This is a genomic window from Burkholderia sp. BCC1208, assembly GCF_902833095.1.
Classification (GTDB): domain Bacteria; phylum Pseudomonadota; class Gammaproteobacteria; order Burkholderiales; family Burkholderiaceae; genus Burkholderia.
Genome location: NZ_CADFDY010000018.1, coordinates 1 through 12999, shown reverse-complemented (window position 1 = coordinate 12999; position 12999 = coordinate 1). Strand labels below are relative to the sequence as shown.

The 12999-nt window shown below is 66.7% G+C and carries 15 protein-coding genes; 10 read left to right on the top strand and 5 right to left on the bottom strand.

Translation table 11 applies throughout. The features are described from left to right. Positions 1 to 24 precede the first annotated feature (24 nt). The 6 genes from HWX09_RS32650 (at position 25) to HWX09_RS32625 (ending at position 5979) form a co-directional block, all read left to right on the top strand. The gene (locus tag HWX09_RS32650; RefSeq protein ID WP_027784498.1) at positions 25 to 1017 is read left to right on the top strand and encodes a sugar kinase; all 993 of its coding nucleotides are present in this window, start codon (positions 25 to 27) and stop codon (positions 1015 to 1017) included. Positions 1018 to 1132: 115 nt separating this feature from the next. Next, on the top strand, positions 1133 to 2413 hold the full coding sequence (locus HWX09_RS32645; RefSeq protein WP_027784497.1) for an MFS transporter: 1281 nt from the start codon (positions 1133 to 1135) through the stop codon (positions 2411 to 2413). A 4-nt stretch (positions 2414 to 2417) separates the two neighbouring features. Next, positions 2418 to 3383 carry an NAD(P)-dependent oxidoreductase gene (locus HWX09_RS32640; RefSeq protein WP_027784496.1) on the top strand — a complete coding sequence of 322 codons (966 nt, stop codon included), beginning with the start codon at positions 2418 to 2420 and terminating at the stop codon, positions 3381 to 3383. Between the two features lie 332 nt (positions 3384 to 3715). Next, positions 3716 to 4759 carry a LacI family DNA-binding transcriptional regulator gene (locus HWX09_RS32635; protein ID WP_027784495.1) on the top strand — a complete coding sequence of 348 codons (1044 nt, stop codon included), beginning with the start codon at positions 3716 to 3718 and terminating at the stop codon, positions 4757 to 4759. Between the two features lie 55 nt (positions 4760 to 4814). Beyond that, entirely contained in the window at positions 4815 to 5603 is a 789-nt protein-coding gene (locus HWX09_RS32630) for a YhfC family intramembrane metalloprotease (protein WP_027784494.1), read from the top strand. Positions 5604 to 5616: 13 nt separating this feature from the next. Beyond that, positions 5617 to 5979: a DUF3022 domain-containing protein gene (locus tag HWX09_RS32625; protein WP_027784493.1), complete on the top strand. Its 363-nt coding sequence runs from the start codon at positions 5617 to 5619 to the stop codon at positions 5977 to 5979. A 39-nt stretch (positions 5980 to 6018) separates the two neighbouring features. Here HWX09_RS32625 and HWX09_RS32620 read toward each other — a convergent pair whose 3' ends face one another. Then, positions 6019 to 6450: a PGDYG domain-containing protein gene (locus tag HWX09_RS32620; RefSeq protein WP_027784492.1), complete on the bottom strand. Its 432-nt coding sequence runs from the start codon at positions 6448 to 6450 to the stop codon at positions 6019 to 6021. A 134-nt stretch (positions 6451 to 6584) separates the two neighbouring features. Continuing rightward, a complete protein-coding gene (locus tag HWX09_RS32615) occupies positions 6585 to 7136 on the bottom strand; it encodes a Spy/CpxP family protein refolding chaperone (RefSeq protein ID WP_027784491.1) in 552 nt (183 codons plus the stop codon). A gap of 249 nt (positions 7137 to 7385) precedes the next feature. On the opposite strand from HWX09_RS32615, the gene HWX09_RS32610 reads away from it, so the two are divergent. Together HWX09_RS32610 and HWX09_RS32605 are read left to right on the top strand one after the other, a co-directional pair. Continuing rightward, positions 7386 to 7850 carry an Lrp/AsnC family transcriptional regulator gene (locus HWX09_RS32610; RefSeq protein ID WP_006481526.1) on the top strand — a complete coding sequence of 155 codons (465 nt, stop codon included), beginning with the start codon at positions 7386 to 7388 and terminating at the stop codon, positions 7848 to 7850. Positions 7851 to 8345: 495 nt separating this feature from the next. Beyond that, positions 8346 to 9446 (top strand): saccharopine dehydrogenase C-terminal domain-containing protein, encoded by a 1101-nt coding sequence (locus HWX09_RS32605; protein ID WP_027784490.1) that lies wholly within the window; start codon positions 8346 to 8348, stop codon positions 9444 to 9446. Between the two features lie 131 nt (positions 9447 to 9577). On the opposite strand, the gene HWX09_RS32600 is transcribed toward HWX09_RS32605, so the two are convergent. Together HWX09_RS32600 and cydX are read right to left on the bottom strand one after the other, a co-directional pair. Then, complete coding sequence (locus HWX09_RS32600) at positions 9578 to 10195, bottom strand: ATP-binding protein (protein ID WP_027784489.1); 618 nt, start codon at positions 10193 to 10195, stop codon at positions 9578 to 9580. Beyond that, positions 10192 to 10326, bottom strand: coding sequence for a cytochrome bd-I oxidase subunit CydX (gene cydX, locus HWX09_RS32595; RefSeq protein ID WP_027784488.1), 135 nt, complete (start codon positions 10324 to 10326; stop codon positions 10192 to 10194). The genes HWX09_RS32600 and cydX overlap by 4 nt, the downstream gene beginning before the upstream one ends. A gap of 202 nt (positions 10327 to 10528) precedes the next feature. Here cydX and corA point away from each other — a divergent pair, with 202 nt between their 5' ends. Further along, positions 10529 to 11506 (top strand): magnesium/cobalt transporter CorA, encoded by a 978-nt coding sequence (gene corA, locus HWX09_RS32590; RefSeq protein ID WP_027784487.1) that lies wholly within the window; start codon positions 10529 to 10531, stop codon positions 11504 to 11506. Positions 11507 to 11513: 7 nt separating this feature from the next. On the opposite strand, the gene HWX09_RS32585 is transcribed toward corA, so the two are convergent. Continuing rightward, complete coding sequence (locus tag HWX09_RS32585; protein ID WP_027784486.1) at positions 11514 to 11807, bottom strand: YciI-like protein; 294 nt, start codon at positions 11805 to 11807, stop codon at positions 11514 to 11516. Positions 11808 to 12265: 458 nt separating this feature from the next. Between HWX09_RS32585 and HWX09_RS32580 the strand changes: the two genes are divergently transcribed. After that, positions 12266 to 12754: a YbaK/EbsC family protein gene (locus HWX09_RS32580; protein WP_027784485.1), complete on the top strand. Its 489-nt coding sequence runs from the start codon at positions 12266 to 12268 to the stop codon at positions 12752 to 12754. Positions 12755 to 12999 lie beyond the last annotated feature (245 nt).

Here is a 12999-nt window from a genome sequence, read left to right as displayed (position 1 = left end):
AGAAGGATCCTGAGGAGTTCAGTCATGAAAGCAGCACTCGATGTCGTGACCTATGGCGAAGCGATGGCGATGTTCGTCGCGACGGAGCCGGGCCATCTCGCCCACGCCGGGCAATTCGCGAAGCGGATTGCGGGTGCCGATCTCAATGTCGCGATCGGCCTGTCGCGGCTCGGCTTCCGGGTCGGCTGGATGAGCCGCGTCGGCCGCGATTCGTTCGGCCGCTACGTGCTCGACACGCTGGCGCGCGAGGGAATCGACGCGTCGTGCGTGACCGTCGATCCGCGCTACCCGACCGGCTTCCAGCTGAAGTCGCGCAACGACGACGGCAGCGACCCGACCGTCGAATATTTCCGCAAGGGCTCGGCGGCGAGCCACCTGTCATGTGACGACTACGTGGCCGACTACGTGCTCGGCGCGCGCCACCTGCACCTGACGGGCGTCGCGCCGGCGATTTCGGCGACGTCGTGCGAACTCGCGTTCCGGCTCGCGCGCGAGATGCGTGCGGCCGGCAAGACGATCTCGTTCGACCCGAACCTGCGCCCGACGCTGTGGCCGTCCGCCGAGGCGATGGCGAAGACCCTGAATGCACTCGCGGCGCTCGCCGACTGGGTGCTGCCGGGCCTCGCCGAAGGTCGGCAACTCACCGGGCACGACACGCCGGCCGACATCGCGGGCTTCTATCTTGCGCAGGGCGCGCGCGGCGTCGTGATCAAGCTCGGCGAGCAAGGTGCGTATTTCCGCACGGCCGACGGCCGCGAAGGCACGGTCGCCGGCGAGCGCGTCGAGCGCGTCGTCGATACGGTCGGCGCCGGCGACGGCTTCGCGGTCGGCGTGGTCAGCGCGCTGCTCGAAGGCCGGAGCGTCGAGCAGGCGGTCGCGCGCGGCAACCGGATCGGTGCGCTCGCGATCCAAGTGATCGGCGATTCGGAAGGGCTGCCGACGCGCGACGCGCTCGACCGGCTCGAAAGTGTCAGCAATCGCGCCGATCGCTTAGAGGAAACCGTCACCGCGCAATGAGAGGCCGGACACGGCACAATCCGCGGATCCATTTCGTGCGCGACGCACGGTAGTTTTGTTCGAGGCCGGCCAGGCGCTAGCGCGCCCCCTCCGGTCCATATACGGAGACACTCTCATGGCAGCCAATCTCGCAGCCCGTCGCTGGTGGACGATCATGCCGATCGTCTTCATCACGTACAGCCTCGCTTACCTCGATCGCGCGAACTACGGGTTCGCGGCGGCGGCCGGCATCAACCAGGATCTCGGGATCAGCAAGGGCCTGTCGTCGCTGATCGGCGCGCTGTTCTTCCTCGGCTACTTCTTCTTCCAGATCCCCGGCGCGATCTACGCGGAACGCCGCAGCGTGAAGAAGCTCGTGTTCGTCAGCCTCGTGCTGTGGGGCGGCTGCGCGGCACTGACCGGCGTGGTCAGCAACATCCCCTCGCTGATGGCGATCCGCTTCGTGCTGGGCATCGTCGAGGCGGCCGTGATGCCGGCGATGCTGATCTACATCAGCAACTGGTTCACGAAGAACGAGCGCTCGCGCGCGAATACGTTCCTGATCCTCGGCAACCCGGTCACCGTGCTGTGGATGTCGATCGTGTCCGGTTATCTCGTGCATGAATTCGGCTGGCGCCACATGTTCATCGCCGAAGGCGTCCCGGCCGTCGTCTGGGCCGTGTGCTGGTGGTTCCTCGTGCAGGACAAGCCGGCCGATTCGCCGTGGCTCAGCGCGCAGGAAAAGCGCGACCTCGACGCCGCGCTCGCGGCCGAGCAGGCGGCGATCAAGCCGGTACGCAACTATGGCGAGGCGTTCCGCTCGCCGGCCGTGATCAAGCTGTGCGCGCAGTATTTCTGCTGGAGCATCGGCGTGTACGGCTTCGTGCTGTGGCTGCCGTCGATCGTGAAGAACGGTTCCGAGCTCGGGATGGTCGCCACCGGCTGGCTGTCCGCGCTGCCGTACCTCGCGGCGACGATCGCGATGCTCGCCGCGTCGTGGGCGTCCGACAAGGTCGGTTCGCGCCGCGGCTTCGTGTGGCCGTTCCTGCTGGTCGGCGCGGCCGCGTTCGCCGCGTCGTACGCGCTCGGCTCGTCGCACTTCTGGATCTCGTATGCGCTGCTGGTCGTCGCGGGCGCCGCGATGTACGCACCGTACGGCCCGTTCTTCGCGATCGTGCCGGAGCTGCTGCCGAAGAACGTCGCCGGCGGCGCGATGGCGCTGATCAACAGCATGGGCGCGCTCGGCTCGTTCGTCGGCTCGTATTTCGTCGGCTATCTGAACGGTGCGACCGGGTCGCCCGTCGCGTCGTACGCATTCATGAGCGCCGCGCTGGTCGCCGCGGTGATCCTCACGCTGTCCGTCAAACCCCAGGCGCGCGATGCGCATCCGCTCGCCGCGCCGCTGCAAGGAAAATGAAACGATGAAGCCCCGTATCGTCGCGTACAAGCCGCTGCCCGATGACGTTCTCGCGTACCTGCGCGAGCATGCGGAGGTCGTGCGGGCCGACGGCGCCGACGCGCTCGCCGCTGCGCTCGGCGACGCGGACGGCGCGATCGGCGCGAGCCTGAAGGTCACGCCGCAGATGCTCGACCGCGCCCCGCGGCTGAAGGCGTGGTCGACGATCTCGGTCGGCTACGACAACTTCGACGTCGCCGATCTCACGCGGCGCGGCATCGTGCTCGCGCATACGCCGGACGTGCTGACCGAGTCGACGGCCGATACGGTGTTCTCGCTGATCCTGGCGTCCGCACGGCGCGTGGTCGAACTGGCCGAATGGGTGAAGGCCGGCCACTGGGATCGCAGCATCGGCCCGGACCTGTACGGCACCGACGTGCAGGGCAAGACGCTCGGCATCGTCGGGCTCGGGCGGATCGGCGGCGCGGTCGCGCGGCGCGCGGCGCTCGGCTTCCGGATGCAGGTGCTGTACGCGAACCGGTCCGCGCATGCCGAGGCCGAGACGCAGTACGGCGCCCGGCGCGTGACGCTCGACGCGCTGCTCGCGCAGTCGGATTTCGTGTGTCTGCAGGTGCCGCTATCGCCCGACACGCGCCACCTGATCGGCGCGCCCGAATTCGCGAAGATGAAGCGCAGCGCGATCCTGATCAATGCGTCGCGCGGGCCCGTCGTCGACGAAGCCGCGCTGGTCGACGCGCTGCGCGCGGGGACGATCCGGGGCGCGGGGCTTGACGTGTTCGAGAAGGAGCCGCTGCCGGCGGATTCGCCGCTGCTGCAGATGAAGAACGTCGTCGCGCTGCCGCATATCGGCTCGGCGACGCACGAGACGCGCCATGCGATGGCGCGCTGCGCCGCGGAAAACCTGGTCGGCGCGCTGGCCGGCACGCTGCGCACGAATCTCGTCAATCCGGATGCGCTGGCGCACGCCTGAGCCGCCTGCGGCAACCGGCTGGCGCGGCGCCGGCGCCGTTAGAGTCGATGGTCTTGGTGCCGGCGGGCCGGCTGCGTTATGATCGCCCGCTCTCGTCGCATCGACGGCCGGCCACTCAGCCGGCGGCGTCGGGCGAAGGGCATCCGCGCCGGCTCCGGTGCGGCCGACTGCCGTAGCACGCGACTGGCGGGCGCTGCTCGAGCGCGCAGCACCGGGCCAGCGCAGGCGCCGACGCGCCAGGACAGGGGAGGCCGCCGGTTGGCTTACGTTTCCAACAACAATGGTCCGTCTGCTCACGAAGCGGCGCGGATCGTACGTCGCGAGGCACGACAGTGACCGATTCGCAACCTTCCACGACGCGTCCGGCGACGATCAGCGATGTCGCGCGCGAGGCCGGCACGGGCAAGACCAGCGTTTCGCGCTATCTGAACGGCGAGACGCACGTGCTGTCCGTCGATCTGCGCCAGCGGATCGAAGCGGCCATCGCGCGGCTCAACTACCGGCCGAACCAGATGGCGCGCGGGCTCAAGCGCGGCCGCAACCGGCTGCTCGGCATGCTCGCGGCCGACCTGACCAATCCTTACACCGTCGAAGTGCTGCAGGGCGTCGAGGCCGCGTGCCATGCGCTCGGCTACATGCCGCTCATCTGTCACGCGGCGAACGAAGTCGAGATGGAGCGCCGCTTCCTGCAACTGCTCACGACCTACCGCGTCGAAGGGCTGATCGTCAACGCGCTCGGCGCCGACGAAGACGTGCTGCGCCCGCTGCGCGGCGCGGGCATTCCGGCCGTGCTCGTCGACCGCACGGTCGAGGGCTTCGAGGCCGACCTGATCGGCCTCGACAACGACGACGCGATCGAGACGGCGCTCGCGCACCTGGTCGAACACGGTTTCGACGCGATCCATTTCGTCGTGCAGCCGTTCGAGCGCGTCAGCTCGCGGCGCGTGCGCGAGGCCGCGTTCCGCGCGGCGCTGGCGGCGCGCGGGCTGGCGGTGCCGTCGACGGTCGTGCTCGACCTGAACGAACCCGATGCCGCCGCGGCGGCGCTCGCCGACGTCGATGCCCGCATCGACGACGCGGCCCGGCGCGGCGTGCGCGCGGCGCTGTTCGCCGCGAATGCGCCGGTCGCGCTGGCGATCGCGCGCCACTTGCGCGCGCGTTTCGGCGCCGCATGGCAGCAACAGGCGGCGCTGCTGTCGATCGACGATCCGGAGTGGGCCGAGCTGATCGGCATCACGACGATCCGTCAGCCCACCTACGAAATCGGCTACAAGGCCGTCGAATTCGTGCACGAGCGGATCGACGGCGCGGCGGGCGACGTGCGCGTCGCGATGCTGCCCGGCGAGTTGATTGCGCGCGCGTCGACCGCAAGCTGAGTATCATTCGGGGCACGCAGCGCGCCACGTGCGTTGCCTCGAACCAAGGAAATACATGACTGTCGCTCCCGTCACGCTGGCGGCGCTGATCGCCGCCACGCTGATCATCGCGCTGCTGCCGCTCGTCCTCTATCGCATCCTGCGCAAGCCGCTTGCGCTCAATCGCCGCGACACGATCGTCGGCGTCGCCGTCTTCACGCTGTTCGCGATGATCCTCGAGCGCGCGTTCCACGGGCTCGTGCTGAGCCACACGCCCGAAGACGGCTGGCTGACGCAGCCGCTCGCCTTCGTCGCGTACGGCGCGCTCGCGACCGCCGTGTTCGAGGAAGTCGGCCGCTATCTCGGGATGCGTGTCCTGAACCGCCGCTATGGCGCATCGGCCGGTGACGATCGCGGGATCGGCTACGGAATCGGCCACGCAGGCGCCGAAGCGTGGTTCGTCGGCGTGCTCGTGTGGGGCCAGTGGTCGTATCTCGCGTGGCTCGCGAGCCGCGGCCAGCTCGAGACGCAGTTGTCCGGCCTGCCGGTCGATACCGTCGTGCGGCTGCACATGATGCTCGCGACGCTGTCGCCCCAGTCGATCCTGCTGTTGCTGCTCGAACGCTGCGCGGCGTTCGCGGTGCAACTGGCGCTGTCGGTGCTGGTGTGGCGCGGCGTGCGGGCCGGCCGAATGGCCGTGCTGCCGCTCGCGATCGTGCTGCACGCGCTCGCGGCGACGCCGACGCTGTTGTACCAGGTGCGCGTGCTGCCGGCCGCGTGGGTCGAGGTCGCGTATTTCGTGCTGGCCGCGATCCTGGTGGCCGTGCTGGTGAAGACGTGCCGGCCGTCGCGTGCGGCGGCCTGACGGGAGAGACGGAATGGACGACTATCTGATCGAATGCCAGAGCGCGGAATTCGACGCGCTCGCGCGCGTGATCTGCGATCTGTTTCCGGAGCAGACGCGCTTCGCAGAAAGCAGCGACACGCGCGGGCGCTTCCTGTCCGTGCACTGGCTGGCGATGCGTTTCGGCGCGACGCCGAAGCGGATGACGCTCGACATCCGGATCGTGCCGGCCGCGCTCGCGCGCTACCTGGCGCTCAAGCCGATGCAGCGCGCGCGCAGCCACGCGGTGCTGCATGCGTATACGGAAGCGATGCTCGGGTCGCTCGAGGAGCGGCACGCGGCCGGCGAGGCCGTCGAGCGCGACGCGGAACTCGAACTCGACGAAGACTTTGCGTGAGCAGCGGCGCCGGCTTTGGGCCGGCGTGGTCGCGGTGCGTTACGCGTCGCGATAGACCTGCGCGAAGCGCTGCGCCTGCACGACGCCGTAGTCGCCGGGCGCGTATTGCATCACCCAGTCGCCGGCGACGCCGCGCAGCGTGTCGCCGTTTTCCGAGCGGGCGATCGTAAACGGTTCGTCCATCCGGCGCGCGAGCACGACGGCCGGCCGGTTGCGGTAAGCGCCCGGCGCGCCGTGCGCGAGCGCGGGATCGGCGGGCAGGTATTTGGCGTCGAAACGCGCGCGCGACACGACCCAGCGGTCGCCGGTCGAGCCGGTGATCAGCGCGTCGCCCGCACCATAACGGTTCGGGCCTTCGAGGCTCATCAGTTCGCCGTCGGCCTCCGCGAAGGAGACGGTGACGGTTTCGTCCTTGACGACGCGACGGGCCTGCGGATCGGTACGCAGATCGAGTTGCTTGAGTTCGAGCATGGCGGGGAAGGGCGGGAAAGCGGGAAAAGCCGGGAGCTTATCCCGAATTCGGCGCGCCGTGTGACGCGCCGGTCGCCGCTCGCGGCGCGGCGCCGTTCGGCCCGACGGGCAGCACGGCGCCGGCGGGGAAGGCGTCAGGGCTGCGCGGGTGCGCTCGCGGCCGGCGCGGCTGCTGCCGTGCCTTCCTTGCTCTTCGTCTTGCCCTTGCCGCGGTGCTCGCCGCCGTGGTGCAGCCAGCTGCGGAAGGTCGTGTCGGCCAAGGTCTTCTGTTCGGCCGGGAAGCTCTCGTAGAGCGGCGCGAAGGCGTCGGCGAGTTTCTTCGCGCCGTCGGCGTTCGCCTGCGACAGTTCCGCGTACTGCTTCATGTCGTCGAGAGCGGACACGTCGTGCTTGGCCATCCGTTCGCTGTAGAGGCGGCCCATCGTCGCGCCATTGTCGCGCATCGTATCGGCGAACGTCTTCCATTGCGGCTCCTGCGCCGACGTGATCTTCAACTGGTCGTGCAGGTACTTGATGCGCTGCTCGATGCGCGCTTCGTGGCGTGCCGCGCGCTGCTCGGCGCTCGGGGCCGATGCCCCGGCCGTCGTGGCCGGCGCCTGGGAGGGCGCTTGCGGCTGTGCCGGGGTTTGCGCGAATGCGCTGGCTGCAACGACGAGCGTAGCGAGGGTGAGCGAGATTTTCTTCATGATTGGCTCTCCGGGGTGGTGTCTTGCGAGCGGGCGCGGCGGCCATTGCCGCCAGTGCGCATCTCGCGTCGCACGCTATTAGTAGCACGTCGCATGCGGCGCGGCAGTGAATGCGACACTTGCTTACATCCGATACGAATCGAAATCGAAAGGTTCGAATCCGGGCCATGCCGGTTGGGCGCGCCGGCGTTCGGCGCTATCATCGCGTCACTTTCCACTCCGCCGGCACGTGCGTACCGGCCCAGCGTCATGCGTCCACCCCGCCTCGACCAACTCGACGATCTCGACCGGCAACTCGTCGCGCTGCTGCAAGCCGATGCGCGCGCCAGCGTCGCGGATCTCGCGCGCCAGCTCGACGTGGCGCGCACGACGGTCGTCGCACGCATCGCGCGGCTCGAGCGCACCAACGTGATCGCCGGGTACAGCGTGCGACTCGGACAGGACGTGCTCGACGCCAGCATCTATGCGTACGTCGGCATCATCCTCACGCCGAAGTTCGGCAAGGACGTCTTGCGCAAGCTCGACCGGATGCCGGAAGTCCAGCTGCTGTGCGCGGTGAGCGGCGAGTACGACTACGTCGCGTGGCTGCGCGCCGATTCGCCCGAACGGCTCAACGATCTGCTCGACCAGATCGGCACGCTCGAAGGCGTCGAGCGCACGACGACGTCGATCATCTTGTCGCGCAAGATCGATCGCGGGACGATCGGCGGCTGACCTTTGCACGCTGCGCCGCGCATGACGGCGCATGCGCATGCGCGGCGCGGACTTCGGTGCGTCACCGGCGCCCGGATTGGCGCCGCGTGCATGCCCGCACGCATTCGTATTGGCCTTCGTCGTACATCGTGATCGGCACGGGGCATTCGCCATCGTCCTCCCGCGCACTTCGCGCATCTCTCCCGAATCTCCTTTCCTATTCCGTTTCGACCGGCGTGCCGCACCTGATGCATGGGCAGTTCGTGCGTCCGGCGACGCGCCGTGCGTCCTCGTTTTCGTCGTTGCGATGCGCGACCGCCAACGACCGCTTTGCGACAGCTTCTCTACGCGATTTTTAGACGAATAGGTCATTTCGGCGAAATGTAACGTCAGAACGTCGAAATTATTGGTCGTTTCGCATCATTCTTCGTCTTGGAACTGATTTTGAGCGTCCCTACACTGTGTTCATGGCTCAACGCCGTCCACAACACCAACCCATCATCAGGAGATAAGCGCATGAAAATCGCCATCGTCGGCGCAGGTCTGATCGGCCACACCATTGCTCACATGCTGCGCGAAACGGGCGACTACGAAGTCGTCGCGTTCGACCGCGACGCGGATGCGCTCGCGAAGCTGTCGCGCGAAGGCATCGTGACGCAGCGGGTCGATTCGGCCGACGCGAATGCGATTCGCGAAGCAGTGAAGGGCTTCGATGCGCTCGTCAACGCGCTGCCTTACTACCTCGCGGTCAACGTGGCCGCCGCCGCGAAGGCTGCCGGCGTTCACTACTTCGACCTGACCGAAGACGTGCGCGCCACGCACGCGATCCGCGAACTGGCCGATGGCTCCGATCGCGCGTTCATGCCGCAGTGCGGCCTCGCGCCGGGCTTCATCGGCATCGCCGCGCACGAACTCGTGAACGGCTTCAGCGAAGTGCGCGACGTGAAGATGCGCGTCGGTGCGCTGCCCGAATATCCGACCAACGCGCTGAAATACAACCTGACGTGGAGCGTCGACGGCCTGATCAACGAATACTGCCAGCCGTGCGAAGCGATCCGCGACGGCCGCAAGCAGTGGGTGCAGCCGCTCGAAGGCCTCGAACACTTCTCGCTCGACGGCACCGAATACGAAGCGTTCAACACGTCGGGCGGCCTCGGCACGCTGTGCGAAACGCTGTCGGGCAAGGTCGAGACGCTCGACTACAAGTCGGTGCGCTACCCGGGCCACCGCGAGCTCGTCCAGTTCCTGCTGGAAGACCTGCGCCTGTCGAGCGACCGCGATACGCTGAAGTCGATCATGCGCCGTGCGGTGCCGTCGACGAAGCAGGACGTCGTGCTCGTGTTCGTCACGGTGACGGGCGTGAAGGACGGCCAACTGGTGCAGGACGTGTTCACGCGCAAGATCTTCGCGAAGGACGTGTGCGGGATGCACATGAGCGCAATCCAGATCACGACGGCCGGCGCGATGTGCGCGGTGCTGGATCTGTTCCGCGAAAAGAAGCTGCCGCAGAGCGGTTTCATCCCGCAGGAAAAGGTGTCGCTGAAGGCGTTCCTGTCAAACCGTTTCGGCAAGCTGTACGACGGCGGCACGATGGAGCGCATGCACGCGGTTGCCTGAGCGCGGTTGTCAGCATTCGCCAGCCTCTGGCACGAGGGGCACGAGGGCCGTACGACGCCGGAAGCGCAGCAGCGCTTCCGGCGTTGTCTTTTGTCGAGTCGAGGAAGCGGGAAGGGCGCCCGGCGCCGCGATCAGGCCGGCAGCGGCGGGACGATCGTCGCTGGTTGCGGCGGCGGCACGATGCGGTACAGCAGCGCGTCGATGTCCGCATCGGACGGTGCGGTGTTGTCGAACATCACGATGCCGTCGCATTCGCGGCCGGTCGGCACGAAGCGGCGCTGCCGGTATTCGTCCCAGTGCGCGAGCTTGTATGCATCGTTCGGGTTGGCGCGCGCGACGATCCGCTGGTGCGCGACGTCTTCCGACGTGTGGACCCAGACGACCGTCAGCGTGACGTCGGGCGCGATGCCGAGCCACACGCGGTCGAGGATGCGCCGGTCGCGCACTTCACGCGACAGCGGGCCGACGACGAGCGCGCCGATGCCGAGCGAGAGATTCTCACGGGCCGTGTCGAGTAGGCCCTGGTATTCGGGATCGCGAAGATGTTTGAGGTAGAGCGGGCTGTCGCGGTCGTTCGGATCGTCCGTGAGCGCGCCCATCGCGGCGGCGCTGTAGCGGCCGTACAGCGTGTCCTTGTCGAGCAGGCAGAACGCTTCGCCGGTCGCGCGCATCAGCGGCCCGATGAGCCGCTTCGCGAGCGTGGTCTTGCCGGTGCCGGCGTGACCGCAGAAGAACACGAGATGCGTCACGAATACCGGCTCCCCGCCTTCTGGCGCGACGTGTCGCCGCGCGAGAACACTTCCGCTTCCAGCCACATCGCGTTGATGATGCCGAAGCCGAGTGCCACGCCGATGCCGAGTATCCACGAGAAATACCACATAGGTCCGTCTCCTTGACGATGGGGCCGCACGGCCGTTGCGCGGCGCGCAACGCAGGCCCGGCGGGCTTGTCGACGTGCCCCGAGGCTGCGTGCTGCGGCGCACTCAGCCCGATCATGACCAATATCGACGTACCGCGCAAGCCGGGCCGTCCGTGCAGCAAACCGGTAAACTGATGCGCAAACCGCAACATCGTGGGACAACATGCTGATCAACTGTGCTGCTTACCAAGACGGCCGCAAGCTGGCCGATATCGACATCGACGCCATCAGCGATTACGTGTCGAAGCCCGAATGCTTCGTGTGGGTCGCGCTGAAGGATCCGACGCCCGAGGAAATCGATCTGATGGGCGAGGAGTTCGGATTGCACGAGCTGGCGCTCGAGGATGCCCGCAAGGGCCATCAGCGGCCGAAGATCGAGGAATACGGCGATTCGCTGTTCGCGGTGCTGCATACGGTCGAACTCGACGAGGACGGCGAATTCAAGGTCGGCGAACTGAACGTGTTCGTCGGCCCGAATTACGTGCTCTCGATCCGCAACCATACCGAGCAGGATTTTCGCGATGTGCGCAAGCGTTGCGAGCGCGAGCCGCATCTGCTGCGAGAGGGTTCGGCGTTCGTGTTCTACGCGTTGATGGACCAGGTCGTCGACCGGTATTTCCCGATCCTCGAAACGCTCGGCACCGAGCTCGAGGAACTCGAGGATCGCATCTTCGCGAAGGCGACGCCCGCGTCGTCGCGCGCGATCATCGAGGATCTCTATTCGCTGAAACGCCGGCTCGTGCTGCTGTACCAGCACACGGCGCCGTTGATGGAGCCGCTCGCGAAGCTCACCGGCGGACGCGTTCCGCAGGTCTGCAGCGGGATGGCCGCCTACTTCCGCGATGTGTACGACCATCTGCAGCGGATCGTGAAGACGATCGAAGGGCGCCGCGAGATGGTCGTCACGGCGATCCAGGTCAATCTCGGGATGATTTCGCTCGCGGAGAACGAGGTGACCAAGCGGCTCGGCTCGTTCGCCGCGCTGTTCGCGATACCGACGATGATCGCCGGCATCTACGGGATGAACTTCGCGAACATGCCCGAGCTGCACCTGAAATACGGGTTCTACGGCTGCATCGCGGTGATGGCCATCGCCGATCTCGCGCTGTGGTGGCGTTTCAAGCGGGCAGGGTGGCTGTAGCCCGATTTCACGCGGGACGCGGCGCGTGCTTGCCGACCACGACGCGCCAAGGCCGCACGCGCCATGATTTCACGAGGCCGTTCTGCACGTACGGATCGGCGCGCGCGAACGATTCGGCCGCTTCCGGCGAATCGCCTTCGAACACGAGCACGGCCTGGTCGGCCGGGTCCGCCAGCGCGCCGGCGAGCATGAGTTCGCCGCGCTCGGTCGCGGCCTGCGCGAGTGCGAGATGTTGCGCACGGAACGGCTCGCGCCGCGACAGGTAATCGTCGACGAGTTCGTAGATCAACTGGTAATGCATGATCGCTCCGGGAGTCGGTTTCCGCCGCGTGATGGTGGGCGGCCGGCTCAGTATAGGGCACCGGGAAAGGCTTTGGCGGCGGGGTTTGCCCGCGTGACGGCGGGCATTCGAGGGTTCGCTTTTTTGAATAACTCATCCTCGAGGGAGTCCTGCCGTTTTCCTAAAAATGCAACTAACGGTCTAGTTTCTCTACATCGGCAAATTGGAAGCTCATTCGCTTCTACGTAGGCACTTCCTGAAATTCGTCTACAGAAATGAGGGGCTTTTCAAGCATATTGCGGGGCTGGATCCCGCACGCCAGCGAGAGCAGGCGGCCGAATGAAAAATGCCGGGAGCCGGTTGCCGGCGCATCTGGATCGGCGTCGCGCGAGGGCGTTTCCATTGGGCCGGAATGCGACCTATGCTGAACGAATCCGGAGCGAACTCCGTTCGCCCGATTCGCCCAGACGAGGTGCGCCATGCCAGTCTCAGCCACCCTGCAGGATTGCCTGCGCCAGAAGTCATCGCGGTACGAAGTCGTGTACCACCCCTATAGCCATACGAGCATGGAGACGGCCGCCGCCGCGCACATTCCCGGCGATCGGCTCGCGAAAACGGTGCTCCTCGAGGACGCTGAAGGTTACGTCGCCGCCGTATTACCGACGACGCACGCCGTGCGCCTGTCGGATCTCTGGGTGAAGACGGGACGCCATCTCGTGCTCGCCCGGGAGGTCGAATTGCGCGAGCTGTTCAAGGATTGCGACATGGGCGCGCTGCCGCCGGTCTGCATGGCGTACGGGATGAAGACGTTCCTCGAGGAACGCCTCGCGCAGCAGCCGGAAGTCTATTTCGAGGCCGGCGATCACGAAGCGCTGATTCACATGACGCAGGACGAATTCCTGATGCTGATGGAGACCGCCGAGCGCGCGCATTTCTCGCACAGGATGCAGGGGATGATGTTGTCCTGATGCGGGCCGGTTGCCCGGGGAAATGGATGGTCGCGGGCGGCTGGTGAGGCGGCGAGTAGGTGTTGTATGGCGACGATTCGAGGACGGCTGCTCGGTAAATTTCTAATTTGACATAATCAACATTATCGATGGTTTTGGTTGTAGCAGCCATATCCTAATGTCGTGTTCTGGCTATTTACAGATGTCGTGTTTTTGACTGCTGGCATGCTGGACGGCTCGTTGAGCAAGCACGGGAGCCGACCATG

What these genes read in the sequence shown, in the direction of transcription:
- HWX09_RS32630 (WP_027784494.1), top strand. Translation starts at nt 4,815, where the DNA reads ATGACTGTCGCTCCCGTCACGCTGGCGGCGCTGATCGCCGCCACGCTG.
- HWX09_RS32605 (WP_027784490.1), top strand. Translation starts at nt 8,346, where the DNA reads ATGAAAATCGCCATCGTCGGCGCAGGTCTGATCGGCCACACCATTGCT.
- HWX09_RS32645 (WP_027784497.1), top strand. Translation starts at nt 1,133, where the DNA reads ATGGCAGCCAATCTCGCAGCCCGTCGCTGGTGGACGATCATGCCGATC.
- HWX09_RS32650 (WP_027784498.1), top strand. Translation starts at nt 25, where the DNA reads ATGAAAGCAGCACTCGATGTCGTGACCTATGGCGAAGCGATGGCGATG.
- corA (WP_027784487.1), top strand. Translation starts at nt 10,529, where the DNA reads ATGCTGATCAACTGTGCTGCTTACCAAGACGGCCGCAAGCTGGCCGAT.
- HWX09_RS32585 (WP_027784486.1), bottom strand. Translation starts at nt 11,807, where the DNA reads ATGCATTACCAGTTGATCTACGAACTCGTCGACGATTACCTGTCGCGG.
- HWX09_RS32640 (WP_027784496.1), top strand. Translation starts at nt 2,418, where the DNA reads ATGAAGCCCCGTATCGTCGCGTACAAGCCGCTGCCCGATGACGTTCTC.
- HWX09_RS32620 (WP_027784492.1), bottom strand. Translation starts at nt 6,450, where the DNA reads ATGCTCGAACTCAAGCAACTCGATCTGCGTACCGATCCGCAGGCCCGT.
- HWX09_RS32615 (WP_027784491.1), bottom strand. Translation starts at nt 7,136, where the DNA reads ATGAAGAAAATCTCGCTCACCCTCGCTACGCTCGTCGTTGCAGCCAGC.
- cydX (WP_027784488.1), bottom strand. Translation starts at nt 10,326, where the DNA reads ATGTGGTATTTCTCGTGGATACTCGGCATCGGCGTGGCACTCGGCTTC.
- HWX09_RS32625 (WP_027784493.1), top strand. Translation starts at nt 5,617, where the DNA reads ATGGACGACTATCTGATCGAATGCCAGAGCGCGGAATTCGACGCGCTC.
- HWX09_RS32580 (WP_027784485.1), top strand. Translation starts at nt 12,266, where the DNA reads ATGCCAGTCTCAGCCACCCTGCAGGATTGCCTGCGCCAGAAGTCATCG.
- HWX09_RS32610 (WP_006481526.1), top strand. Translation starts at nt 7,386, where the DNA reads ATGCGTCCACCCCGCCTCGACCAACTCGACGATCTCGACCGGCAACTC.